Source organism: Variovorax sp. YR752, assembly GCF_943372545.1.
In genome coordinates this window covers 23,317-46,534 of sequence record NZ_CALRZC010000042.1, presented here as the reverse complement: position 1 = coordinate 46,534, position 23,218 = coordinate 23,317, and the positions used below count along the sequence as shown (strand labels likewise).

The window sequence follows — 23,218 nt, the reverse complement described above, 5'->3', positions numbered from 1 at the left end:
GGCTGGCCGAGAAGCTGCTGCTGCGCCGCGTGTACGCCAAGCCGCACGAGTTCCACATCCTCGTGACCGTGGGCCTGGCGCTCGCGGTGCAGGAGATCGTCATCGTGTTCTGGGGCCCGCTGGGCAACAGCGTGCCCACGCCCGACCTGCTGCAGGGCGTGGTGATGTGGGGCAGCTTCATCTACCCGAAGTACCGGCTCTTCGTGATCGGCTTCACCGCCGTGCTCGCGGTGCTGCTGTGGTGGGTGCTCGAAGGCACGCGCCTGGGCAGCGCGGTGCGTGCGGGCAGCGAATCGACCGAGATGGTCTCGCTGCTGGGCATCAACGTGTTTCGCGTGTTCAGCCTGGTGTTCGCGCTCGGCGCGGCCACGGCGGCGCTGGCCGGCGTGCTGGCCGCGCCCATCCGCGGGGCCGAGCCCTTCATGGGCGTCGAGGCGCTGGGCGTGGCCTTCGTGGTCGTGGTGATCGGCGGGCTCGGCAGCTTCAGCGGGGCGCTGGTCGGCGGCGTGCTGATCGGCATCGTGCAAAGCCTCATGAGCACCATCTGGCCGCCCGGGGCGAGCCTGATGATCTACATCGCGATGGGCGCCGTGCTGCTGCTGCGCCCGCATGGCCTGCTCGGCCGCAGAGGATGACCGCGCCATGCCAAAGAAATACACCTTCCTGCTGGCGCTGATCGTCGCGCTCGCGCTGCCGCTGTTCATGCGCTCGGGCTCGCTCGCGAGCGAAGTGCTCATCTACGCGCTCGCGGCCCTGGGCTGCAACCTGCTGCTGGGCTACACCGGGCTGCTCTCGTTCGGCCAAGGCATCTTCTTCGGGCTGGGCAGCTACACCATCGCGATCCTGCTCACGCGGCTGCAACTGCCGATGCCGCTCGCGCTGCTCGCGGCCATCGCCATGGGCGCATTGGGCGCGGCGGTGGTCGGCTGGGTCGCCATCCGACAGCGCGGCACCTACTTCGTGATGCTCACGCTGGCCTTCGCGCAGATGTTCTATTTCGTGGCGTACACGGCCTCGGGGCTCACGGGCGGCGACAACGGCCTGCTCGACGTGCCGCGCCCGGCCTTCATGGACACGCCGTGGAAGTACTACGCCTTCGTGGCGGTGATCTTCCTCATCGCGTTCGCGCTGCTGCTCAAGGTGACCGATTCGGTCTTCGGCCGCACGCTGCTCGCCATCCGCGACAACGAGGACCGCGCCGCCGCCGTGGGCTACGACCTCAAGCGCTTCAAGCTGCTGGCCTTCGTGATCTCGGGCGCCGTCACCGGCCTGGCCGGCGGCCTGCACGCGATGATGACCGGCATCGCGCCGCTGTCGAACGCCGAGTACCACACGAGCGAGATGATCCTGGTCATCACCGTGATCGGCGGCACCGGCAACCTCTTTGCCTCGGTGCTGGGCTCGGCCTTCTACGTGCTGCTGGCCGACTGGCTCTCCACGCTGTGGCCGCGCTGGCTGCTGCTGCTGGGCCTGCTGCTGATCGGCGTGAGCATCGGCATGCAACGCGGCCTCTGGGGCCTGGGCGAAAGCATTTGGCGTCGCGTGTTCCGCAAGACACCGGCCGCTACCAAAGCGCCGGCCGTGCAAGGAGAACAAGCATGAGCGACATCCTTATTGAGGCCATCGGCGTCACCAAGCACTACGGCAAGTTCGCCGCGCTCGGCGGCGTCGACCTGAAGATCAAGCGCAACACCGTGCACTCGGTGATCGGGCCCAACGGCGCGGGCAAGACCACGCTGTTCCACATGCTCACGGGCACCGGTACCACCACGGGCGGGCGCATCGTGTTCGACGGCCACGACGTGACGCGCGAGCCCGACCACAAACGCGTGCAGCGCGGCATGGCACGCTCGTTCCAGGTGACCAGCCTGTTTCCCAGCCTGTCGGTGCGCGAGAACCTGCGCGTGGCGGCGCAGGGCATTGCGCCGCGCCAGGCCATGAACTGCTGGCGTGCGCCCATCGGCGAGCGCGCCTGCGCCGACACGGTGACCGAGGTGCTCGCGCGCGTCGGCCTCGAACGGCTGGCCGACACGGCCGCCAGCGTGCTCTCGCACGGCCAGCAGCGCCGCCTCGAAGTGGGCATGGCGCTGGCCGCGAAGCCCAAGGCCATCTTCCTGGACGAGCCGACCTCGGGCATGGGCATCGACGACCTCGACGAGATGAAGCACCTCATCCGCAGCCTGCGCGACGCGCACACGGTGGTGCTGATCGAGCACAACATGAACATCGTGATGGACATCTCCGACACCGTGACCGTCATGCAACTGGGCCGCGTGCTGGCCGAGGGGCTGCCGGGCGACATCCGGTCCGACGCGCGTGTGCGCACGGCGTATCTGGGCAACATGATCACCGGAGGCAAAGCATGAGGAGCGCCGTTTCTTACTCCCTCTCCCCTTGGGGAGAGGGAGCAACAGCCGGACCATGGCCGGCTCTCAGAGAACGGAGGCGACCCGATGAGCGCGAACATCCTCGAAGTCGACGGCCTGCACGCGCACTACGGCAAGAGCCATGTGCTGCAGGGCGTGTCATTCACGGTGGGCGAGGCCGAACTTGTCACGCTGCTGGGCCGCAACGGCGCGGGCAAGTCGACCACGCTCAAGAGCATTGCGGGCGCCGTCACGCCGACCGGCGGGCGCGTGCGCTTTCAGGGCGCCGACATCGCGGGCCAGCCGCCGCACCGCATCGCCACGCGCGGTGTGTGCCTGGTGCCGGAGCATCGCGGCATCTTCAAGCTGCTCACGGTGGAAGAGAACCTGCTGCTCGGCCTGCGGCGCGATTCGCCCTGGCAGCTGGCCGACATCTACCGCATCTTTCCTCGCCTGAAGGAGCGGCGGCGCAACGGCGGCGGGCAGCTGTCGGGCGGCGAGCAGCAGATGCTGGCCATCGGCCGCGCGCTCATGAACCACCCGCGCCTGCTGATCCTCGACGAGCCCGTCGAAGGGCTGGCGCCGGTGATCGTGGAAGAGATCGTCGCGCAGCTCAAGACCATCAAGGCCGCGGGCGTGGCCATCCTGCTGGTCGAACAGAACCTCGAGGTCTGCGTGCAGCTGGCCGACCGCCACTACATCGTGGAGCAGGGCGTGATCGTGCACGAAGCCGGCAATGCCGCCTTCATGGCCGATCACGACGTGAAAGACCGCTATCTCGGCGTCGGGCTTGCCTGATCCGCCCTCCATTCGTCGCAAAAATCATGAACACAACGAACGAACTTTCCACCGCGCCGGACGTGCGCGCCCTGCGCGTGAACGGCCAGCGCCTCTGGGACTCGCTGATGCAGCTCGCACAGCTCGGCGCCACCGAGAAGGGCGGCGTGTGCCGCATCGCGCTCACCGACCTCGATCGACAGGGCCGCGACCTCTTCACGCGCTGGGCGCGCGAGGCCGGCTGCGAGGTGCGCGTGGACGCCATCGGCAACATCTTTGCGCGCCGCGCGGGCCGCAACAACGCGCTGCCCCCCATCACCACCGGCAGCCACATCGACACGCAGCCCACGGGCGGCAAGTTCGACGGCAACTACGGCGTGCTCGCCGGGCTCGAGGTGCTGCGCGCGCTGAACGATGCGGGCATCGAAACCGAGGCACCGCTCGAAGTGGCGGTGTGGACCAACGAGGAAGGCTCGCGTTTCGTGCCCGTGATGATGGGCTCCGGCGTGTTCGCGGGCGCCTTCACGCTCGAACACGCACTCGCGCAGCGCGACACCGAAGGCGTGAGCGTGGCCGATGCGCTGTCGGCCATCGGCTATGCGGGCGCCGTGCCCGCCGCGGCGGCGACGTCGCCGGTCGGTGCCTACTTCGAGGCGCACATCGAACAAGGCCCGGTGCTCGAAGCCAACGAGCGCGTCATCGGCGTGGTCGAGGGCGCGCTGGGCCAGCGCTGGTACGACGTGGTGGTGCAGGGCATGGAGGCCCATGCCGGCCCGACGCCGATGGAGCTGCGAAAAGACGCGCTGCTGGCCGCCGCCGAGCTCGTGGTCGAGGTGAACCGCATCGCACTCGCACACGCGCCGCACGGGCGCGGTACGGTCGGCTGGATCGACAACTACCCGAACTCGCGCAACGTGATCCCGGGCCGCGTGAAGCTCAGCGTCGACCTGCGCGCGGCCGACGACGTGGTGCTGTCGGCCATGGACGCGGCGCTGAAAGAAGCCGTGCAGCGCATCGCCACCAAGGGCAAGGTCGAGGCAACGGTCGAGCAGGTCGTGTACTTCCCGCCGCAGCCGTTCACGCCCGCACTGGTGTCGGCCGTGCGCGAGGCTGCACAAGACCAGGGCATGACGTGGATGAACGTGATCAGCGGCGCCGGCCACGACGCGGTGTACCTCGCACGCGTATGCCCCGCGGCGATGATCTTCGTGCCCTGCCTGGACGGCATCAGCCACAACGAGATCGAGGATGCGCAGCCGGATCACCTCGAAGCCGGCTGCAACGTGCTGCTGCAGGCGATGCTGCAGAGCGCGGGCGTGGCGGGAGTGGCCGCGTGAAGGCGGCGCTTCGCCGCATCGGCCTTCACTGCGTCCTGGCGATGGGAATGGTCGCGGCGTCGACGGCGGCCCTGGCGGCTGGAGAGCCGATCCTGGTCGGCCAGTCTGCGGTGCTCACCGGCCCGTTCACGCCGAACAGCCTCGCGTTCATGGAAGGCCAGACGCTGTTCCTCGAGCAGTTGAACAAGGCGGGCGGCGTCGGTGGCCGGCCCGTCAGGATGATCACCTACGACGATGCCTACATCCCCGAGAAGGCAGCGGCCAATGCCGAGAAGCTGCTCGGCACGGACCGCGTCGTCTGCCTGTTCGCAACCATGGGCACGGGCATCGGCGCGGCCATGGTGCCGGTGGCGGCGAAGTACGACAGCTTCATCTTCGGCGGGCTGACCGGCGCGGCCGTGCTGCGCGGGCCGAAGGTGCCGATCTACCACGTGCGGGAGTCGTATGCCGACGAGGTCTCGCGTGTGATGAACCACCTGACGACCGTGGGCCTGACGCGCATCGCCATCGTCTCCAGCGACGACGCCTACGGCAAGGGCATCGAGAAGGATGCGTTGGCCGCGCTCGAGAAAAGCAAGCAGCCTGCGCTCCTGTCGCTGCGCTTCGATCCGAAGGAAAAGGACCATCCCGCCATCGCGCAGCAGGTCATCGCGAGCGGGGCGCAGGCGGTGTACGTCATCGCGGCCGGTACGCCTGCGATCAACATCATTCGCTCGCTGGTGGCCGCGCCCATCCATCCGCAGATCTACACGAACTCGGTGGCGAGCTCGTTCCTTCTGTACAAGGAACTCGGCGACAAGAGCCGCGGCATCGTGCTGTCGCAGGTGGTGCCGCCGTTCTGGAAAACACGCTTTCCCATCGTCGACGAATACCAGCGCGCGAGGAAGGCCGCGGGCAGCGAAGGCGAAGGCTCCTACCTGGGGCTGGAGGGCTACATCACGGCCAAGGCCTTTGCGGAATCGCTGCAGCGCGTGAAGGGGCCGATCACCACCGAATCGCTGCGCCGCAGCATCGAGAACTCGCCGGCCATGAACCTGAATGGCTTCACGGTCGCGTTCCGTCCCGACAACCGCAACGGCTCCAGCTTCGGCGACATCACCATGCTGGGAAGTGCCGGAAAGTTTGCCCAATGAAAGTCCTGATCGCACGTCTCAACCACGAGACCAACACCTTCTCGCCCGTGCCCACGCCGCTCGCGGCCTTCGGGCCCGACGGCCCGACCTTCGGTGCGCAGGCCTACACCGACAACAAGGGCATGCGCACCGCGATGTCGGCCTTCATCGACCTGGCCGAAGCGGCAGGCGCCGAGGTCGTGACGCCGGTGTCGGCTTCGGCCAACCCGAGCGGGCCGGTCGATGCGCAGGCCTACACCACGCTCACGCAATGCATCGTCGATGCGGCGCCGGGTTGCGACGCGATCCTGCTCGACCTGCACGGTGCGATGGTGGCGCAGAACAGCACCGACGGCGAAGGCGACCTGCTGGTGCGCCTGCGCGCCGCGGCGCCCGGCGTGCCCATCGGCGTGGCGCTGGACCTGCATGCCAACGTGACGCCCGCGATGGTGGAGAACGCCGACGTGATCGTCGGCTTCAAGACCTACCCGCACGTCGACATGTACGAGACCGGCGAGCACGCCGGCCGCCTGCTGTTCGACCTGCTGGCCAAGCGCAGCCAGCCGCACATGCGCTGGCGGCAGCTGCCGCTGATGGCGCACACGCTGCGCAGCGCCTCGTTCACGGGCGCGATGCAGCGGGCCATCGAGGCGGCGCGCGCGGCGGAGGAATCCGAGTCGCTGGCGGTGTCGATTCTTGCGGGCTTCTCGCTGTCGGACATCACGGCGCCGTGCATGAGCGTGATCGTGGTCGATGCGCAATCGCCCGCGCGCGCGCAGGCCACGGCCGATCGCATCGCGGCGCAGATGTGGGCCGAGCGCGAAGCCTTCATCTACCGCAGCGAGCCGCTGGCCGCATCGGTCGCGCGCGCCAAGCTCATCGCCGGCGGCGCGACGCGCCCGGTGCTGCTGCTCGACCACGGCGACAACTGCATGTCGGGCGGCAGCTGCGACACGATGGACGTGCTGCAGGAAGCACTGGCGCAGGGCCTGGACGGCATCGGCGTCGGGCCGCTGTGCGATCCCGAGGCGGTGGCCGCGCTGGTCGCGGCGGGCGAGGGCGCCGAGGTGACGGTGGCGCTGGGCAACAAGGTGTCGCTGGAAGGCATCGGCCTCGCGAAGACGCCGGTGCAACTGACGGGCGTCGTGCGAACGATCAGCGACGGCGAGTACGTGATCACCGGCCCCACCTACACCGGCCAGCGCAGCAGCATGGGCCGCACCGTGCTGTTCGACATCGGCGCGGCGCGCATCGTGGTTACCGAGCGCACGCAGGAGCCGTGGGACATCGGCGTGTTCGAGTGCGCCGGGCTCGATCCGCGCAAAGAGCGCTTCCTGCTGCTGAAGTCGCGCATGTACTGCCGGCCGGTGTTCGAGCCGCTGTCGGCGGCGCTCGTGGAGTGCGACAGCCCGGGCGTGACCAGCTCCGACTACAGCCTGTTCCCGTTCAGCCAGGTGCGCCGGCCGGTGTTTCCGCTCGATGCGAACGCGACGATGGACGTGCCTTCATAACCTGCCACGTCATCGACGCGCGGCGCGTGCCCCGCGACCATTCCTTCACCCCGCGCTGTTGCGGGTCGAACCCTCGAAAGGAACAGTCGCCATGAACACCGCCGCCTCCGACGCCCATGCCATCGCCACCGGCTACATCGCCGTCTGGAACGAGACCGACGCCGCGCGCCGCGCCGCACTGATCGAAGCCGGCTGGACCGCCGACGCCCGCTACGTCGACCCGATGGCGCAGGCCAGCGGCCGCGAGCAGATCAGCGCGCTGGTCGGCGCGGTGCACCAGCGCTACCCGGGCTTTCGTTTCCACCTGCTGGGCAAGGCCGAGGCGCATGGCGACAACCTGCGCTTCTCGTGGACGCTGGGCCCGAGCGGCGCCGACGACCTGATCCAGGGCACCGACTTTGCGCAGGTCGACGCGGGCAAGCTGCGCGCGGTGACGGGCTTTCTCGACAAGGTGCCCGTGGGCGCCTGAGAGGGTTGGGTCAGTCGCCCGTGGGCCGACCGCGCCAGAGCTTGCGGTAGACCGTGGCCCGGCTGATGCCCAGCGTGCGCGCCGCCTCGGCCACGTTGCCGCGCGCATCGTTCACCGCCTTGCGGATCAGCGCGGTTTCCACGTCACGCAGGCGGGGGTGGCCATCGGTCGCGGCACCAGGCATGCCGGGTACGTCGCCGTGCTCGCTGCCGCCGCGCTGGGCCCGCACCTGCACCCGCAGGCCCGACCACAGCGGCACCTCGAGCGTCGCGTCGCCGCGCCGGGCGGCGTCGAACATCATGTGCAGCGGCAGCGCGAACAGGTCGTTGAAATGCAGGCCGCCCGCGTGGCAGGCCAGCGGCTGGTGCAGCATCTGCCGCGCCGCCGCGTTGGCGCCGGTGACATGGCCGGCCGCATCGATGCACAGCAGGCCCTCGGTGGTCTCGCTGCTCGGGCAGCCGGGCCAGAGCAGCCGCAGCAGCAGCTCGCAGGGCTCGCGCTGCACCAGCAGGTTCTCTATGCTGCGGGCCGACATGGTGGCCAGGTGGCGCAGCTCGGGCCGCTCGACCACCTGCACGCCCGTCAGGTCGAGCATGCCGATGCAGTCGCCCCGGGGACCGAAGAGCGGCGCGCCGGCGCAGCTGTACACGCTGGTGTCGTCGAAGAAGTGTTCGCCCCGGTGCAGCCACACCGATTCCTGTTCGGCCAGCGCCGTGCCGATGGCGCTGGTGCCGATGGCGTTTTCGGACAGGTCGACGCCGATGCGTCCGATGTCGCGTGCGTAGCGGGCGGCGGGGTCGGTGCCGTCGGGCAGGGTGCCCACGTCGACCACGATGCCGCGGGCGTCGGTCAGGATGGCGAAGTAGCGGGTGTCGGCAATGGCGCGCGAGAGCCGTTCGATCACCGGACGCGCCGCCGTGACCAGGGCCTTGTTGCATTCGGTGACATCGCGGCTGGCGGTGCGGCTCACGGGTTCGAAGCTCACGCGCTGCTGGGGTCGGCGGCCGGCCTCGAGGCAGCGCTGCCACGAGCGGGTGATGCCCGGATCGACCCGCGCGGCGGCGCGCGGCCGGGGGCCGTCGGCGTCGATCAGCTCACGGCGCGCCTGCGCAATGGCCAATGAACGCTCGATGGGAGGCGGGGCGGCGGAAGCGGACATCATCATGAGGATTCTTCTTCGCGCGGGCAGGGCGGGTGGCTTTTCCGGGCTCGCCGGACGACAAGCTGTTTCATTTTGAGAATTTCCCGCGGTCTGTGCAAGTGTCAAGGGTTTTTGCCTAGGATAGTGCGAAAGAGCGGCATCCAAGATGACCCGCTGAACCAGCCATCACCTTCCACGGAGACAGCCACATGCAGGTCGCTTTCAAGGTCAACGGCCGCCCGGTCACGGTCGACGCCCCACCGAACACCTTCCTTGTGCACGCGATCCGCGAGCACCTCCACCTCACCGGAACCCACGTCGGCTGCGACACCGCCCAGTGCGGCGCCTGCACGGTCCACCTGAACGGCCGCGCGGTCAAGTCGTGCAACATCCTGGTCGCGCAGGCGGCCGGCGCCGACGTCACCACCATCGAGGGCATTGCCGAAGCCGACGGCACCATGCACCCCATGCAGGCGGCCTTCAAGGAATGCCACGGCCTGCAGTGCGGTTTCTGCACGCCCGGCATGGTCATGAGCGCCATCGACCTGTGCACCCACCACCCCAAGTCGAGCGAATCGGAAATCCGCGAGCTGCTCGAGGGCAACCTGTGCCGCTGCACGGGCTACCAGAACATCGTGAAGGCCGTGAAGATGGGTGGCGAGGCCATGGCCTCGGGCACCCCGGTCAAGACCACCGTCACCGCCTGAAAGGGAGCCGCATCATGGGTGCTTCCGACTTCTCCAACCTGCCGCACATCGGCGAGGCCCTGCGGCGCAAGGAAGACTATCGCTTCCTGACCGGCGCGGGCAACTACACCGACGACATCACGCTGGCCAACCAGAGCCATGCGGTCTTCGTGCGCTCGCCGCACGCCCACGCAACGATCAAGTCGATCGACATCACCGAGGCCTCGAAGATGCCCGGCGTGGTCGGCATCTTCAGCGGCAAGGACATCGAAGGAAAGATGGGCGGGCTGCCCTGCGGCTGGCTCATCAACAACCCCGACGGCACCCCCATGAAGGAGCCGATGCACCCGATCCTCGCGATCAAGAAGGTGCGTTACGTGGGCGACCACGTCGCCATGGTGGTGGCCGAGACGGTCGAGCAGGCCAAGAACGCGGCCGAAGCCGTGGTGGTCGACTACGACGTGCTGCCCGCACTCGTGAGCGTGGCCGACGCGGCGAAGAAGACCGGCAGCACCACGCTGCACGACGAAGCGCCCGACAACCAGTGCTACAAGTGGGTGCTCGGCGACAAGGCGGCGGTCGACAACGTGTTCACCACGGCGGCGCACGTCACCAAGCTCGACCTCGTCAACAACCGGCTGATTCCGAATCCGATCGAGCCGCGCGTGGCCATCGGCAGCTACAGCCGCGGCACCGACGACTACACGCTTTATGTGTCGAACCAGAACCCGCACGTCGAGCGGCTGCTGATGACGGCCTTCGTGCTGGGCCTGCCCGAGCACAAGGTGCGCGTGATCGCGCCCGACGTGGGCGGCGGCTTCGGCTCCAAGATCTTTCTGTACGCCGAAGACGTGTGCCTGACTTGGGCGGCCAAGCAGCTCAACCGCAACATCAAGTGGACGGCGGAGCGCTCGGAGTGCTTCCTGTCCGATGCGCACGGCCGCGACCACGTGAGCCACGCCGAAATGGCGATGGACAAGGACGGCAAGTTCCTGGCGATGCGCGTGCACACCGACGCCAATCTCGGCGCCTACCTGTCGACCTTCTCGACCGCGGTGCCGACCATCCTGTACGCCACGCTGCTGGCGGGCCAGTACACGACGCCGCAGATCTACGTCGAGGTCGATGCCTGGTTCACCAACACCTCGCCGGTCGATGCGTACCGCGGGGCCGGGCGGCCCGAAGCCACCTACCTGCTGGAGCGCCTGGTGTCGCGCTGCGCCTGGGAAATGAACCTGGGCCAGGACGAGATCCGCAAGCGCAACTTCATCACCAGCTTCCCGTACCAGACGCCCGTGGCGCTGCAGTACGACACCGGCGACTTCCATGCCTGCATGGACAAGGCGCGGGTGCTCGCCGAGGTCGACGGTTATGCCGCGCGCAAGGCGGCAACCGAGGCCAAGGGCAAGCTGCGCGGCATGGGTTATTCGAGCTACATCGAGGCCTGCGGCATCGCACCGTCGAACATCGCGGGCGCACTCGGTGCGCGCGCGGGTCTGTTCGAATGCGGCGAGATCCGTGTGCACCCGACTGGCAGCGTGACGGTGTTCACCGGCTCGCACAGCCACGGCCAGGGCCATGAAACCACCTTCGCGCAGGTCGTGGCGGCGCGGCTGGGCATTCCGGTCGACAACGTCGACGTGGTGCACGGCGACACCGGCCGCGTGCCCTTCGGCATGGGCACCTACGGGTCGCGCTCCATCTCGGTGGGCGGCGCGGCCATCATGAAGGCGCTCGACAAGATCGAGACCAAGGCCAAGAAGATCGCCGCGCACCTCATGGAGGCGAGTGACGCCGACATCGAGTTCGCCAACGGCGAGTTCACGGTCAAGGGCACCGACAAGAAGATCCCGTTCGGCCAGGTGGCGCTCACGGCCTACGTGCCGCACAACTACCCGCTCGACAAGCTCGAGCCCGGCCTGAACGAAACCGCCTTCTACGACCCGACCAACTTCACCTTCCCGGGCGGCACCTACATCTGCGAGGTCGAGATCGACAAGGAGACCGGCGAAGTGAAGGTCGACCGCTTCACCGCGGTGGACGACTTCGGCACCATCATCAACCCGATGATCGTCGAGGGCCAGGTGCACGGCGGGCTGGTGCAGGGCATCGGCCAGGCACTGCTCGAAAACTGCGTCTACGACAACGAAACCGGCCAGCTGCTCACCGGCAGCTTCATGGACTACGCCATGCCGCGCGCCGCCGACTTTCCGCAGTTCAAGCTCGACACCGTCTGCACCCCGTGCACCCACAACCCGCTGGGCACCAAGGGCTGCGGCGAGGCGGGCGCCATCGGTTCGCCGCCGGCGGTCATCAACGCCGTGCTCGATGCGCTGGCGCCGCTGGGCGTCAAGGATTTCGACATGCCCGCTTCTTCCAGCCGCGTCTGGGAAGCGATGCAAGCCGCCGCCAAGCCCTGAACCGACATAAGAAATAACAGAGAAGGAATCACCCCATGTATGCCTTCACACTCGAACGGCCCGCCAGCGTGGCAGATGCCACCCGGCTGATTGCCGCGGGCGGCAAACCACTGGCCGGCGGACAGACCCTGCTGGCCTCGATGAAGCTGCGGCTGTCGGCGCCCGAACAGCTCGTCGACCTCAGCGGCATCAAGGAACTCACCGGCATCAAGAAGGATGGCGGCACCGTGACCATCGGCGCCATGTCGCGCCACCTCGACGTGGCGAACAACGCCGACGTGAAGGCCGCGTTCCCCGCGCTGGCCGACCTTGCAGCGCGCATCGGCGACCGGCAGGTGCGCGCGATGGGCACGGTCGGCGGATCGGTGGCCAACAACGACCCGGCGGCGTGCTATCCGAGCGCGGTGCTGGCCTCGGGTGCGACCATCGTCACTTCGAAGCGCGAAATTGCGGCCGACGACTTCTTCCTGGGGCTATTCACCACAGCGCTCGAAGAAGACGAACTCATCACCGCGATCCGCTTCCCCATTCCGAAGCGCGCCGTGTACGAAAAGCTGCGCCAGAAGGCCTCCAACTTCCCGCTGGTCGGCATCTTCCTGGCGCAGTACGACAGCGGCGTGCGCGTGGCCGTCACCGGTGCGGGCAACGGCGTGTTCCGCCATGCCGGGCTCGAAGACGCGCTCAACAAGAGCTTCACCGCCGCGGCTGCTGCGGCCGTGAAGATCGACGCGAGCGACCTGAACAGCGACCTGCATGCCTCGGCCGCCTACCGCGCGAACCTGATCAGCGTGCTGACCCAACGCGCCGTGACCAGGGCGCTCGGCTGAAGCAGCCCGCCGCCCACCGGAAGGCGCGACATCCTCGCGTCTTCCGCTACGCTTCGCCATGACTTTCCCGACCATCGACGCCCTTTCCGACGGTTTGATGCAGGCCGGCTACTTTGCCGACCGCCGCCTGGCCACCGCGGTGTTCCTCGCGCTCAAGCTGCAGCGCCCGCTGCTGCTCGAAGGCGAACCCGGTGTCGGCAAGACCGAGCTGGCCAAGGCGTTGTCGATCGCGCTCAACCGCCAGCTGCTGCGCCTGCAGTGCTACGACGGCATGGAGCAGCGCGAGGCGCTCTACGAATGGAACTACGCCGCGCAGCTGCTGCACATGCGCGCGGCCGAAGCCACGGGCGCGGCGCGCGATGTCGAGGCCGAGGTCTACCAGCCGCACTACCTGATCCGCCGCCCGCTGCTGCAGGCGCTGCAGACGCCCGCACCCGGTGCCGTGCTGCTGATCGACGAGGTCGACCGCGCCGACGAGCCCTTCGAAGCCTTCCTGCTCGAATACCTGGGCGAGTACCAGGTCAGCATTCCCGAGCTGGGCACCGTGCGCGCCGTGGTGCCGCCCGTTACCTTGCTCACCAGCAACCGCACGCGCGAGCTGAACGATGCGGTGAAGCGGCGCTGTCTTTACCACTGGCTCGACTACCCCGAGCGCGAGCGTGAGCTGGCCATCGTGCGCGCGCAGGTGCCGCAGGCCGGCGAGACGCTGTCGGCGCAGGTGGCCGCCTTCGTCGCGCGGCTGCGCTCGGCGCCGTTCGTCAACGCCTTCCAGCGTGCGCCCGGCATCGCCGAAAGCGTGGAGTGGGCGCGGGCGCTCATCGCGCTCGACACCGTCGAACTCGACCCCGAGGTGGTCGTCGACACCGCCGGCATCCTCTTCAAGCAGCGCGACGACGTGGCGGCACTGACGCACGAGCTGGCCTCCGACCTGCTGAGGCCCGAGGAACCGCTCGCCACCTGAGAAGGTGTGAACGAACCCGCCATGTCCGCTCATCCCACCCAGGCACGCCCCCTCTGCGTTGCAAATGCTCGCCATAGCGCAAGCTATGGCTGCGCTTTGCGCCTTGAGGGGACGCGCCTGGGCGGGCTGCTCGGCCACGTCGGATTCATTCACACCTTCTGAGCGCTCGGCACATACATGGCCGGCATCCAGCAACTCGGCGACGTCCGCAGCGGCAAGCTGGCGGGCAACATCGCCGCCTTCGGCCGTGCCTTGCGCCGCGCCGGTGTGCGCACCGACGCCATGCGCATTGCGCTCGCGACCGAGGCGGTCACCCTGGTCGGCGTCGAAGACAAGCTCGACCTGAGCGCCGCGATGGAAGCCGTGATGGTCAGCCGCGAGCAAGACCGCTTGGTGTTCCGCGAACTCTTCGACGCGTGGTTCCGCGACCCCGAGCTGGCCAACAAGCTGCTCGCCCAGATGCTGCCCAGCGCGGAAGGCAAGGCCGAGCCCTCCAAGCGACGCCCGCGCGTGCGCGAGGCGCTGAGCCCGCCGCGCCATGCCGTGAAGCCCGCCGCACCGACCAAGCCCGACGAAGAGATCAAGTTCGACGCCGCCATGACGGCCAGCGACCGCCAGCGGCTGCAGCATGCCGACTTCAACGCGCTGGGCGCGGCCGAGTACCGGCTGGTCGAGCGGCTGGCGCGCGACATCACGCTGCCGGTGCCCCGGCTGCCCACGCGCCGGCTGCGCCCGGCCGGGGACGCGGGCAGCGCCCACGCCCGCATGCACTGGCCCGGCGTGCTGCACGAGGCGGCGCGCACCGGCGGCGAGATCCTGCGCCTGCCCCGGCTGGCGCGGCGCGAGCAGCCCTTGCCGCTGCTGGTGCTGGTCGATGTGTCGGGCTCGATGGAGCGTTATGCCCGCCTGCTGCTGGCCTTTCTGCATGCCGCCACGCGGCGGGCCGGCCGGCGTGACGTGTTCGCCTTCGGCACGCGGCTGACCGACCTCACGCCGGCCTTCCGGCTGGCCGACGCCGACGCCATGCTGGAAGCAGCGAGCCTGGCCATCGACGACTTCGCGGGCGGCACGCGGCTGGGCGGTTCGCTGGCGGAGCTGCGCCAGTCGCATGCGCGCCGGCTCATCGGTCGCCGCACGCTGGTGCTGGTGATCAGTGACGGCCTCGACACGGGCGAGCCCACGCAGCTCGAGACCGAGCTGCAGTGGCTGAAGCGCCATTCGCGCCGGCTGCTGTGGCTCAACCCGCTGCTGCGCTTCGAGGGCTACGCCCCTCTGGCGCGTGGGGCCGCCGTGCTGCACCGCCATGCGGACGCGATGCTGGCGGTCCACAATCTGAATGCACTCGAACAGCTGGCCGCCAGCCTGGCCGCGCTGATGCGCGCCAGTCGCTAGGACTGGGCTCAGCAAAGAACAAAGGAAACCCACCATGGAAATGCTCGGAAACCGCCGCCTCGGCGTCACCCAACAACAGGCCTGGGAGGCGCTCAACGACCCCGAAACGCTCAAGAAGTGCATCCCCGGCTGCGACAAGTTCGAGCTCACGGGCGACAACACCTACAGCGTGGCGCTGGCCGTGAAGATCGGCCCGGTGTCGGCCAAGTTCAGCGGCAAGGTGATGCTGTCGGACATCGTCGCACCGGACGGCTACAAGCTCACCTTCGAGGGGCAGGGCGGCGTGGCGGGGTTCGCCAAGGGCTCGTCGAGCGTGTCGCTCAAGCCGCTGGCTGGTGCTGCGGACACGGCACCTGTTGTGGCCGACGGTGCACCCGCTGCGGAGGGCGCACCCGCCGCTGAAGCCGTGCCCGCTGTGCCAGCCGAAGCCGCGCCAGCGCCCGCCGGCTGCGAACTCGACTACACCGTGCAGGCCCAGGTCGGCGGCAAGATCGCCCAGCTCGGCCAACGCCTGATCGACGGTGCGGCCAAGTCCACCGCCGACGATTTCTTCAAGCGCTTCGAGGCCGAGATGCAAAGCCGCTACGGCCCGCCGCCCGCACCGCCCGTGGAAGCATCGGCTGACGAGGCGCCCGCCGAGAAGGCCGGCGTGATGTCGGGCCTCATGAAGAAGATGGGCTTCGGCAAGAAGGACGGCGACGACGCATCCACCCCGGGCGACGCCGCCTGACGCACAAGGTCTTGTCATGGAAAACCTCGACGTCATGGTGCTGCGCACGCTGCGCGACTGGCGGCGTGCTGGCAAGCGCGCGCTGCTGACCACCGTGGTGCGCACCTGGGGCTCGTCGCCGCGGCCGGTGGGCTCGATCATGGCGCTGGCCGAGGACGGCGCCGTGGTCGGCTCGGTCTCGGGCGGCTGCATCGAAGACGACCTCATCGCGCGCTACAGCCATGCCCACGGCAAGGGCGAAGACGTGCCGCTGGGCGCGCCGCCCGCGCTGGTCAAGTACGGCATCACGGCCGACGAGGCGCACCGCTTCGGCCTGCCTTGCGGCGGCACGCTCGAGCTGCTGCTCGAATACGCGCCCGACGCCGACACGCTCGACACGCTGGTCGCCGAACTCGAACGCGGCAAGCTCATGCGCCGCACGGTGACGCTCGCCACCGGCGCGGTGCGGCTGGCCGAGGCGACCGCGCCCGACGAACTCACGGTGAACGACACCGAACTCACCAACACCTTCGGCCCCGAGTACCGCATGCTGCTGATCGGTGCCGGCCAGCTCGCCGAATACCTCGCGACCATGGCCAAGTTCAGCGGCTTCGCCGTGACGCTGTGCGACCCGCGCGCCGAGTACCGCACCGCGTGGACGCTGTCCGGCGTGACGATCACCACCGAAATGCCCGACGACGCGGTGCTGGCCTTCCGGCCCGACCGCCGCAGCTGCGTGGTCGCGCTCACGCACGACCCCAAGCTCGACGACCTTGCGCTGCTCGAAGCGCTGCAGAGCGAGGCCTTCTACGTGGGCGCGATCGGCTCGCGCCGCAACGCCGACGCGCGGCGCGACCGCATGATCGAGCACTTCGACCAGACGGCCGCATCGCTCGCACGCCTGCGCGGGCCCATCGGCATCTTCATCGGCAGCAAGACGCCGCCCGAGATCGCGGTGAGCGTGATGGCGGAGATCCTGGCGGTGAAGAACGCGGTGACGCTGCCGCGCGAAGTGGAAGTGGCGCGCGCCAAGGAAATCCAGCAGCTGCAACCGAGCTGAGCGGGCTCAGTCGACGCCCAGCAGGTCGTAGATGCGGCGCACGTACTCGCCGAACTCCGGGCTGGTCTTCACGTGCAGCTTGCGCGGCTCGGGCAGCTCGATGCGGAAGAAGTCGGCCATGCGCGCCGGGCCGGCCGTGAGCACGGCGCAGTGCGAGCCCAGGAACACCGCCTCCTGGATGCTGTGCGTGACCACGATGAAGGTCTTGCGGCTGCGCTCCCAGATGCGCAGCATCTCCAGGTTCATCTTCTCGCGCGTGAGCGCATCGAGCGCGCCGAAGGGCTCGTCCATCAGCACCAGCTTCGGGTCGTGGATGAGCGCACGCGCGATGGCCGCGCGCTGCTGCATGCCGCCCGAGAGTTCGTAGGGCAGCTTGTCGGCGAAACCCGTGAGGCCGACCATGTCGAGCAGTTCGTGCGCGCGCGCCTTGGCGGCCTTGCGGTCCAGCCCGAGGATGTCGGCGGGCAGCAGCACGTTCTCGAGGATGGTGCGCCACTTGAGCAGCAGCGGTTGCTGGAACACCATGCCGACATCGCGACCCGCATTGAAGCCCGTGCCGCCAGGGCCGCCGATCTCGAGCGTGCCGCCGTCGTGGCCGTGCAGACCCGACAGAATCTTCAGCAGCGTCGACTTGCCGCAGCCCGAGGGACCGACCAGCGAGATCATGTCGCCCGCGTGCACGTCCATCGTGACGTCGGACACCGCGAGGAACTCTTCGTTGCGCTTGCGGTAGACCTTGCGCAGCTGCCGCATGCGGATCAGCGGCGCCTCCTGTGCGGGCGCGAGTACTGCGCTCATGCCAGCCACCGTGCGAGGTTGTCGCGCACGAAGGCGTCGTCGGACAGGTCGCCGTGTTGGCTGTAGACGCGGTCGATTTCCGCCGACTGTCCGTGGCCCAGGCCTTCTTCCGGATCGAGGCACCAGATGCCTTCGAGCAGGCCCTGACGCCGCAGCACCTCGTGGCAGCCCGCGATGCAGCCGTGGAAGTTGTTCGCCACGTCGAAGAAGGCGGCGTTGCAGTCGGTCACGCGCGAATCGAGCGCGAGCAGGGCGGGGCTCAGCGCACCGCCGCTGGCGGCCAGCTCGGCCTTGATCTGCTGCAGCTGATGCACCGCGCTCGACGTCCACACCGACCAATGGCCCAGCAGGCCGCCGCGAAAGCGCACCTGCACGGGCGCGCCGTCGCGAATCGCGGCAAAGGGCAGCGCGAGGTCGAGCACGATGTGGTCGTCGTTGCCGGTGTAGAGAAACACGCGCTCCTCGGCGCGCGCATCGACCAAGCCGCGCACCACGTCGATGCTGCGGTAGCGGTTGAAGGGCGCGACCTTGATGGCCAGCGCGTTCGGAATGAGCGCGAAGCGGCGCCAGAAATCGCTCGACAGGACCGGGCCGCCGACCACGGTCTGCAGGTAGAAGCCGATCAGCGGGATCTCCTGCGCCACCGCCTCGCAGTGGGCGATGAGTTCGTCTTCCGACGAACCGGCCAGCGCCGCCAGGCTCAGCAGACCCGCGTGATAACCCAGAGAGACGGCTGTGCGCGCCTCGGCCTGCGCCTGAGCGGTCGGGCCACACAGGCCGGCGATCATCGCCATCGGGCGCTCGTTCCAGGCCAGGCGGTCCTGCATCGCGGCTTCGAGCACGGTGGCGTAGAGGCCGCGTTCGCGGATCGCGAACTGCGTGGTGTGCACGCCCACCGCGAGGCCGCCGACGCCGGCATCGACGTAGTAGCGCGTCAGCGCGCGCTGGCGCTGGCGGTCGAGCTGGCGATGCGCGTCGAGTGCGAGCGGGTGCGCCGGGATGACGGTGCCTTGCGACAGCAGCGCAAGCACGTCGGCGGGAAGGTCGGAGCGGTTCAGTGGCATGGGCGAAGGTCCTCAGGCGAACTCGGGGCCGGCGATGGCGTGGATGAAGGCGGGGTGTCCGGTGGGCGGCTGCGGGCCGTCGCGCGTGGCCAGCGCCATGCGCGTGAAGCTGCGTTGGGGCGTGAAGCCAGCGGCGCGCAGTGCGGCAGTCATGACCTGGCGGCCGTCGGGCACGTCGATGTAGATGCGTCCGTCGATGCCGCGTGCGGCCTGCGTCAGCAGCGCAGCGGCGACGGTTTCGTCGGACGACAGCAGCGGTCCGATGTGATGCGCAGTGCGGCCCGCGCGCACGAGGCCGAAGCCCAGGCCGTTGCGCACGCAGCGGCTGTCGTCGCGGCCGAGCAGGTCGGCGAGCACCGCGGGGCGCGCGAAGCCCAGCGCCTGCGCGTCGAGCGCGGCAAGGCTGTCGAGGGTCGGCTTGTCGGTGGCGAGCGATGTCGTCGCTGGCGTGGCCTCGCGCTGCCAGCGCGTGAGGCGCCACAGCGGCGTGAAGCCGAAGCTCGCATAGAGCGGCTCGCCCTGCGGCGTGGCGTCGAGCATCGCGACGAGGCCGGCGGCCTTCACCTGGTCGAGGCAGCGCGCGAACACCGCGCGGCCCAGGCCTTGCCCGCGCGCAGCAGGCATCACGAGGATCATGCTGATCCAGGCGACGCCTTCCATCGGCAGCACCGCGCCGCTGGCGACGAGCTGGCCCTCGCCGTCACGTACGCCATGCACCGTGCCGAGCCGCTCGAACAGCCGCCAGTCGTGCGCGGTCTGGTTCCAGCCGCTCGCGGCAACCAGCGCGTCGAGCATCGGGGCGATGCCGGGCGTGATCGACGACAGTGCTTCGACGGCGGGCATGGTCATGGGCTCAGTACTTGCCGTCGCGCGATTCGAATTTTGTTGGCTTGCCGTACTGGCGCTGCTCGCGCGAGATCCAGTCAGCCACCCATCGGATCTGCTGCGCCAGCGGCACGCGCGGGTAGCCGAACAGCCGCTCGGCTTCGCCCGTGTTCATCAGCCAGGCGGTCGGCGCCTCTTGCCCGGTGATCGTCACGGGCTTGTCGAACTGGCGCGCGAACTCTTCCGCGAGCCAGCGGATCGACGTGGTCTCGGGCCCGCTCACGTTGAGCGGCGAGGTCGGCACGGTGGCCGCCGCAAGGCAGCGCAGCGCCTGCGCGTTCGCGTCGCCCTGCCAGATCACGTTGACGTGGCCCATGGTCACGTCGACCGGCTCACCGCGCCACACCTTGAGCGCCACGTCGGCCAGCACGCCGTAGCGCAGGTCGATGGCGTAGCTCAGGCGGAACAGGCGACCCGGTGTGCTGTGGCGCTGCGAGAAGTACTCGAACATGCGCTCGCGGCCCACGCACGAGTTGGCGTATTCGCCGGGCGGGTTGGGCGCGTCGTTCTCGCTCGCGCCCTGGCTGGTCACCGGCACGAAGGGGTACACGCAGGCGGTCGAGAAGGCGACGATGCGCGAGGCATGGAAGTGCTCGGCAACCAGCGCCGGCACGTGCGCGTTCATGGCCCAGGTCAGCGGGTTGTCGGCGTCGGCGCCGAACTTGCGGCCCGCCATGAACACGATGTTGGCGCAGGGCGGCAGCGCGGCGATGGCGGCGCGGTCGAGCAGGTCGCACGCGATGGTTTCGATGCCGTGCGCTTCGAGGGCTTCGCGCACGCCGGCTTCGCTGAAGCGGGCGACGGCGATCACGCGGCGACCGGGCATGGCGTTCTTGGCGAGGCGGGCCAGCGTGGGGCCCATCTTGCCGCCCACGCCGAGGATCATCAGGTCGCCGTCGAGGCGGGCCATGTCGCGCAGGAGGTCGCGCGAGGGCGTGGCCAGGTAGTCTTCAAGCGCGGCTTCGCTCTCGAAGCGCTCCGGAAAGGGCAGGTCGTCGAGGACAGGCGTGGAGGTCATTGGATTCTTGCGTCCTGGGTGATGAAGAGGCGCTCCAGCAGAAGCACCAACAGATAGAGCAGCACGCCCAGGCCCGTAATGAGCAGCACGGCCATGAAGACCGCGGGCGTGTCCAGCGAGGCCTGGACCTGGATCATCAGATAGCCCAGGCCGCGTTCCGAGGCGATGAACTCGCCCACCACCGCGCCCGCCACGGCGAGGATGGTGGCGACCTTCATGCCCGAGAACACGTACGGCAGCGAGCCCGGCAGCTGGATGTAGCGGAACAGCTGCCAGCGCGAACCCTTGAGCGCACGCACGAGGTCGAGCAGCTCGGGCTCGGTCTCGTTCAGCCCGCGGATGGTGGTCAGCAGGATGGGGAAGAAGCACAGGCTGAACGTGATCAGGATGTTCGGCCCGATGCCGTAGCTGAACCAGACGATCACCAGCGGCCCCATCGCCACCTTCGGGATCATGTTGAGCGTGACCAAGAGCGGGAACACCACCAGCATCAGCCGCTTGCTGGTGATGAAGAGCAGCGCGCAAAGAATGCCGAGCACCAGCCCGAGCGCGTAGCCGCCGAACACTTCGAGCGCGGTGACGCCGGTGTTCTTGAGCCAGCTGTAGTTGGGGTTGGCCAGCGTGGCCAGCACCTTCGAGGGCGCCGGCAGGATGAAGGGCTGGATCGCGAAGACCCGCACCGCCAGCTCCCACAGCGCGATGCCCGCCAGATGCACCGCGACCACGAGGGCCCAGCGCTGCCATTCGGGGCGCTCGCCCGACAAGGGCGCAGGTGCGAGGGGCGCCAGAGCGCCATCAGGTGCCGTCATCTCAATTCCTGGGTCTAGGAAGCAATGCGGCGAATCATAGGAGTCGCCACGACCCGAGTCAACCAACTAGTTGATAATTTTCATGCAGCGGCTTTGTCGGGCCGCAAGGCATTGAGCGCGAACTCGATCACGTGCCGGCGGCGCTGCAGCAGCGCGCCGCGTGCATCGAGCGGCTTGCCGAAGATGGCCGACAGCGTGTGGTTGTTGGAGAAGAAGAAATACGAGATGCCGGCGATCGAGATGTAGAGGTTGATCGCATCGAAGTCGGGCCGGAACACGCCCGCCGCCACGCCGCGCTTGAGCGTGGCCTCGAGCATCTCGATGAAGGGCGAGTGCATCTTTTGCAGCCGCTCCGACTCGCGCAGGTGCGCGCCGTGGTTGCGGTTCTCGTCGGCCAGCAGCGCGATGAACTCGGGGTGCTCGGCCAGGTAGTCGAAAGAGAAGGCCACCAGCTGCTTCATGGCTTCCAGCGGCTCGAGTTCGTCGAGCGTGAGCTTCTGTTCCTTCTCGCGGATCTCGGCATAGACCGATTCGAGCGCGACCAGGTACAGCCCCTGCTTGCTGTCGAAGTAGTGGTACACGAGCTGCTTGTTGACCCCGGCGTTGGCGGCGATCTCGTCGACGCGCGCGCCCGCGAAGCCCTTGGTGGCGAACTCGGCCACCGCGGCAGAGATGAGCGCCTGCTTGGCGGCGACGGGGTCGCGCTCGCGTTTCGTGGCAACGGTGCTGCGGGCGGTGCGGGTAGGGCTGGTGGCGGTCATGGTGTTTTGATTCTCCCGGCAGGGGCAACGCGGTCTGGATGATCTGGATTGCTTGTCAACCAAACAGTTGGTAATATAAATTTCAGGACCTGTTTTTACCTTCTTTTGGAGTGATCCGCATGAAAAAGCTGTTGTCGGCCGCCGGCGCCACCGCCCTGCTGATGGCCTCGGCCCCCGCCGCATTCGCGGCCGATGCCATGAGCCTGATGCTCAACTGGACACCCACGGCCGATCATGCGCCGATCTATTTTGCGAAGGCCAAGGGCTGGTACACCGAGGCGGGCATCGACCTGAACATCGAGGCCGGCAAGGGCTCGGCCGTGTCGGCTCAGCGCGTGGGCACGAGCGGCAGCGACCTGGGCATTTCCGACCTGCCCACGACGATCCAGGCCAAGGGCAAGGGCGCCGACGTGAAGGCCGTGATGGTCATCTACGCCAACAGCCCGCAGGGCTTCTACTGGCTCAAGTCGTCGGGCATCAACGGGCCAAAGGACTTTGCGGGCCGCAAGATCGGCAACCCACCGGGCGACGCCGCACGCCTCATGTGGCCGGCCTTCGCGAAGAAGGTGGGGCTCGACCCGGCCAGCGTGACCTTCGTCAACGTGAGTCCGCAGGCCAAGGTGGCGGCGCTGAAGAGCAAGTCGGTCGACATCATCAGCGACTTCTACAACGAGCACGACCTGAAGGCGCGCGAGTTCGGCGCCGACCTGGGCTTTCAGCCGTGGCGTGACGCCGGCGTGAACGTGTACGGCAACTCGCTGATCGTGAACGGCCCGTACCTCGCGAAGAACCCGGGCCAGGTGAAGAAGTTCGTGGCCGTGACGCAGCGCGCTTACGACGCCTGCGTGAAGAGCTTCGAGCCCTGCCTGCAGGCGCTGCAGGCCAGCGTGAGCGGCCTCACGCCCGACAACCAGCGCGACCAGTGGAACCGCATCAAGCAACTCATGCGCGACGACACCACGACCAAGGTGGCACTCGGCGCCTTCGACGGTGCGCGCGTGAAGGCCGACTACGAACTCGTGTCCTCGCTGATCGGCATCGACAAGGCCTATGACCCCGCGACGCTCTTCACCAACGAGTTCCTCGACAAGGGCGTGCGCATGGCGCCCAACTGA

23 protein-coding genes are annotated in these 23,218 nt (G+C 68.5%); 16 read left to right on the top strand and 7 right to left on the bottom strand.

Features of this window, described 5'->3' with window-relative positions:
- From AAG801_RS12775 to AAG801_RS12740, 8 genes are all read left to right on the top strand, one after another.
- A partial coding sequence (locus AAG801_RS12775; protein ID WP_341888704.1) for a branched-chain amino acid ABC transporter permease occupies positions 1–635 on the top strand: 635 nt, incomplete at its 5' end.
- A 7-nt stretch (positions 636–642) separates the two neighbouring features.
- Positions 643–1,602, top strand: a complete 960-nt coding sequence (locus AAG801_RS12770) for a branched-chain amino acid ABC transporter permease (protein ID WP_341888703.1) — start codon at positions 643–645, stop codon at positions 1,600–1,602.
- On the top strand, positions 1,599–2,366 hold the full coding sequence (locus tag AAG801_RS12765) for an ABC transporter ATP-binding protein (RefSeq protein ID WP_341888702.1): 768 nt from the start codon (positions 1,599–1,601) through the stop codon (positions 2,364–2,366). Before AAG801_RS12770 ends, AAG801_RS12765 begins: the two co-directional genes overlap by 4 nt.
- Positions 2,367–2,453: 87 nt before the next feature.
- On the top strand, positions 2,454–3,164 hold the full coding sequence (locus AAG801_RS12760; protein ID WP_099795895.1) for an ABC transporter ATP-binding protein: 711 nt from the start codon (positions 2,454–2,456) through the stop codon (positions 3,162–3,164).
- 26 nt (positions 3,165–3,190) lie between these two features.
- On the top strand, positions 3,191–4,480 hold the full coding sequence (locus AAG801_RS12755) for a Zn-dependent hydrolase (RefSeq protein ID WP_341888701.1): 1,290 nt from the start codon (positions 3,191–3,193) through the stop codon (positions 4,478–4,480).
- Positions 4,477–5,613, top strand: a complete 1,137-nt coding sequence (locus AAG801_RS12750; RefSeq protein ID WP_341888700.1) for an ABC transporter substrate-binding protein — start codon at positions 4,477–4,479, stop codon at positions 5,611–5,613. The genes AAG801_RS12755 and AAG801_RS12750 overlap by 4 nt, the downstream gene beginning before the upstream one ends.
- Positions 5,610–7,103 carry a M81 family metallopeptidase gene (locus AAG801_RS12745; RefSeq protein WP_341888699.1) on the top strand — a complete coding sequence of 498 codons (1,494 nt, stop codon included), beginning with the start codon at positions 5,610–5,612 and terminating at the stop codon, positions 7,101–7,103. The genes AAG801_RS12750 and AAG801_RS12745 overlap by 4 nt, the downstream gene beginning before the upstream one ends.
- Before the next feature lie 91 nt (positions 7,104–7,194).
- The gene (locus AAG801_RS12740) at positions 7,195–7,572 is read left to right on the top strand and encodes a nuclear transport factor 2 family protein (RefSeq protein WP_341888698.1); all 378 of its coding nucleotides are present in this window, start codon (positions 7,195–7,197) and stop codon (positions 7,570–7,572) included.
- A 10-nt stretch (positions 7,573–7,582) separates the two neighbouring features.
- Here AAG801_RS12740 and AAG801_RS12735 read toward each other — a convergent pair whose 3' ends face one another.
- Complete coding sequence (locus AAG801_RS12735; protein ID WP_341888705.1) at positions 7,583–8,731, bottom strand: helix-turn-helix domain-containing protein; 1,149 nt, start codon at positions 8,729–8,731, stop codon at positions 7,583–7,585.
- Positions 8,732–8,922: 191 nt separating this feature from the next.
- Between AAG801_RS12735 and AAG801_RS12730 the strand changes: the two genes are divergently transcribed.
- The 7 genes from AAG801_RS12730 (at position 8,923) to AAG801_RS12700 (ending at position 16,768) form a co-directional block, all read left to right on the top strand.
- A complete protein-coding gene (locus AAG801_RS12730) occupies positions 8,923–9,420 on the top strand; it encodes a (2Fe-2S)-binding protein (RefSeq protein ID WP_341888697.1) in 498 nt (165 codons plus the stop codon).
- Positions 9,421–9,434: 14 nt separating this feature from the next.
- A complete protein-coding gene (locus tag AAG801_RS12725; protein WP_192195675.1) occupies positions 9,435–11,819 on the top strand; it encodes a xanthine dehydrogenase family protein molybdopterin-binding subunit in 2,385 nt (794 codons plus the stop codon).
- Between the two features lie 35 nt (positions 11,820–11,854).
- Positions 11,855–12,646, top strand: coding sequence for a xanthine dehydrogenase family protein subunit M (locus AAG801_RS12720; protein WP_341888696.1), 792 nt, complete (start codon positions 11,855–11,857; stop codon positions 12,644–12,646).
- A gap of 58 nt (positions 12,647–12,704) precedes the next feature.
- Positions 12,705–13,607 (top strand): MoxR family ATPase, encoded by a 903-nt coding sequence (locus AAG801_RS12715; RefSeq protein ID WP_101492521.1) that lies wholly within the window; start codon positions 12,705–12,707, stop codon positions 13,605–13,607.
- A gap of 177 nt (positions 13,608–13,784) precedes the next feature.
- Positions 13,785–14,999, top strand: coding sequence for a VWA domain-containing protein (locus tag AAG801_RS12710; protein ID WP_341888695.1), 1,215 nt, complete (start codon positions 13,785–13,787; stop codon positions 14,997–14,999).
- Positions 15,000–15,033: 34 nt separating this feature from the next.
- Positions 15,034–15,729 (top strand): carbon monoxide dehydrogenase subunit G, encoded by a 696-nt coding sequence (locus AAG801_RS12705; protein WP_341888694.1) that lies wholly within the window; start codon positions 15,034–15,036, stop codon positions 15,727–15,729.
- Between the two features lie 16 nt (positions 15,730–15,745).
- On the top strand, positions 15,746–16,768 hold the full coding sequence (locus AAG801_RS12700; protein WP_099795905.1) for an XdhC family protein: 1,023 nt from the start codon (positions 15,746–15,748) through the stop codon (positions 16,766–16,768).
- A 6-nt stretch (positions 16,769–16,774) separates the two neighbouring features.
- Here AAG801_RS12700 and AAG801_RS12695 read toward each other — a convergent pair whose 3' ends face one another.
- The 6 genes from AAG801_RS12695 to AAG801_RS12670 form a co-directional block, all read right to left on the bottom strand.
- Positions 16,775–17,566, bottom strand: a complete 792-nt coding sequence (locus tag AAG801_RS12695) for an ABC transporter ATP-binding protein (protein WP_341888693.1) — start codon at positions 17,564–17,566, stop codon at positions 16,775–16,777.
- Positions 17,563–18,630, bottom strand: coding sequence for a dihydrodipicolinate synthase family protein (locus AAG801_RS12690; protein ID WP_341888692.1), 1,068 nt, complete (start codon positions 18,628–18,630; stop codon positions 17,563–17,565). Before AAG801_RS12690 ends, AAG801_RS12695 begins: the two co-directional genes overlap by 4 nt.
- A gap of 12 nt (positions 18,631–18,642) precedes the next feature.
- Positions 18,643–19,479: a GNAT family N-acetyltransferase gene (locus AAG801_RS12685; RefSeq protein WP_341888691.1), complete on the bottom strand. Its 837-nt coding sequence runs from the start codon at positions 19,477–19,479 to the stop codon at positions 18,643–18,645.
- 4 nt (positions 19,480–19,483) lie between these two features.
- Positions 19,484–20,533, bottom strand: coding sequence for an NAD-dependent epimerase/dehydratase family protein (locus tag AAG801_RS12680; protein WP_341888690.1), 1,050 nt, complete (start codon positions 20,531–20,533; stop codon positions 19,484–19,486).
- Positions 20,530–21,342, bottom strand: a complete 813-nt coding sequence (locus AAG801_RS12675; protein ID WP_341888689.1) for an ABC transporter permease — start codon at positions 21,340–21,342, stop codon at positions 20,530–20,532. The genes AAG801_RS12680 and AAG801_RS12675 overlap by 4 nt, the downstream gene beginning before the upstream one ends.
- 80 nt (positions 21,343–21,422) lie before the next feature.
- A complete protein-coding gene (locus tag AAG801_RS12670; RefSeq protein ID WP_099795911.1) occupies positions 21,423–22,103 on the bottom strand; it encodes a TetR family transcriptional regulator in 681 nt (226 codons plus the stop codon).
- A 119-nt stretch (positions 22,104–22,222) separates the two neighbouring features.
- Between AAG801_RS12670 and AAG801_RS12665 the strand changes: the two genes are divergently transcribed.
- Positions 22,223–23,218, top strand: a complete 996-nt coding sequence (locus AAG801_RS12665; protein ID WP_341888688.1) for an ABC transporter substrate-binding protein — start codon at positions 22,223–22,225, stop codon at positions 23,216–23,218.

Excerpts from the sequence above, each read along its gene's own strand:
- AAG801_RS12665 (WP_341888688.1), top strand. The coding sequence starts at position 22,223 with ATGAAAAAGCTGTTGTCGGCCGCCGGCGCCACCGCCCTGCTGATGGCC.
- AAG801_RS12675 (WP_341888689.1), bottom strand. The coding sequence starts at position 21,342 with ATGACGGCACCTGATGGCGCTCTGGCGCCCCTCGCACCTGCGCCCTTG.
- AAG801_RS12705 (WP_341888694.1), top strand. The coding sequence starts at position 15,034 with ATGGAAATGCTCGGAAACCGCCGCCTCGGCGTCACCCAACAACAGGCC.
- AAG801_RS12745 (WP_341888699.1), top strand. The coding sequence starts at position 5,610 with ATGAAAGTCCTGATCGCACGTCTCAACCACGAGACCAACACCTTCTCG.
- AAG801_RS12695 (WP_341888693.1), bottom strand. The coding sequence starts at position 17,566 with ATGAGCGCAGTACTCGCGCCCGCACAGGAGGCGCCGCTGATCCGCATG.
- AAG801_RS12670 (WP_099795911.1), bottom strand. The coding sequence starts at position 22,103 with ATGACCGCCACCAGCCCTACCCGCACCGCCCGCAGCACCGTTGCCACG.
- AAG801_RS12690 (WP_341888692.1), bottom strand. The coding sequence starts at position 18,630 with ATGCCACTGAACCGCTCCGACCTTCCCGCCGACGTGCTTGCGCTGCTG.
- AAG801_RS12680 (WP_341888690.1), bottom strand. The coding sequence starts at position 20,533 with ATGACCTCCACGCCTGTCCTCGACGACCTGCCCTTTCCGGAGCGCTTC.
- AAG801_RS12730 (WP_341888697.1), top strand. The coding sequence starts at position 8,923 with ATGCAGGTCGCTTTCAAGGTCAACGGCCGCCCGGTCACGGTCGACGCC.
- AAG801_RS12710 (WP_341888695.1), top strand. The coding sequence starts at position 13,785 with ATGGCCGGCATCCAGCAACTCGGCGACGTCCGCAGCGGCAAGCTGGCG.
- AAG801_RS12720 (WP_341888696.1), top strand. The coding sequence starts at position 11,855 with ATGTATGCCTTCACACTCGAACGGCCCGCCAGCGTGGCAGATGCCACC.
- AAG801_RS12685 (WP_341888691.1), bottom strand. The coding sequence starts at position 19,479 with ATGACCATGCCCGCCGTCGAAGCACTGTCGTCGATCACGCCCGGCATC.
- AAG801_RS12755 (WP_341888701.1), top strand. The coding sequence starts at position 3,191 with ATGAACACAACGAACGAACTTTCCACCGCGCCGGACGTGCGCGCCCTG.
- AAG801_RS12770 (WP_341888703.1), top strand. The coding sequence starts at position 643 with ATGCCAAAGAAATACACCTTCCTGCTGGCGCTGATCGTCGCGCTCGCG.
- AAG801_RS12765 (WP_341888702.1), top strand. The coding sequence starts at position 1,599 with ATGAGCGACATCCTTATTGAGGCCATCGGCGTCACCAAGCACTACGGC.
- AAG801_RS12735 (WP_341888705.1), bottom strand. The coding sequence starts at position 8,731 with ATGTCCGCTTCCGCCGCCCCGCCTCCCATCGAGCGTTCATTGGCCATT.
- AAG801_RS12740 (WP_341888698.1), top strand. The coding sequence starts at position 7,195 with ATGAACACCGCCGCCTCCGACGCCCATGCCATCGCCACCGGCTACATC.
- AAG801_RS12725 (WP_192195675.1), top strand. The coding sequence starts at position 9,435 with ATGGGTGCTTCCGACTTCTCCAACCTGCCGCACATCGGCGAGGCCCTG.
- AAG801_RS12715 (WP_101492521.1), top strand. The coding sequence starts at position 12,705 with ATGACTTTCCCGACCATCGACGCCCTTTCCGACGGTTTGATGCAGGCC.
- AAG801_RS12760 (WP_099795895.1), top strand. The coding sequence starts at position 2,454 with ATGAGCGCGAACATCCTCGAAGTCGACGGCCTGCACGCGCACTACGGC.
- AAG801_RS12700 (WP_099795905.1), top strand. The coding sequence starts at position 15,746 with ATGGAAAACCTCGACGTCATGGTGCTGCGCACGCTGCGCGACTGGCGG.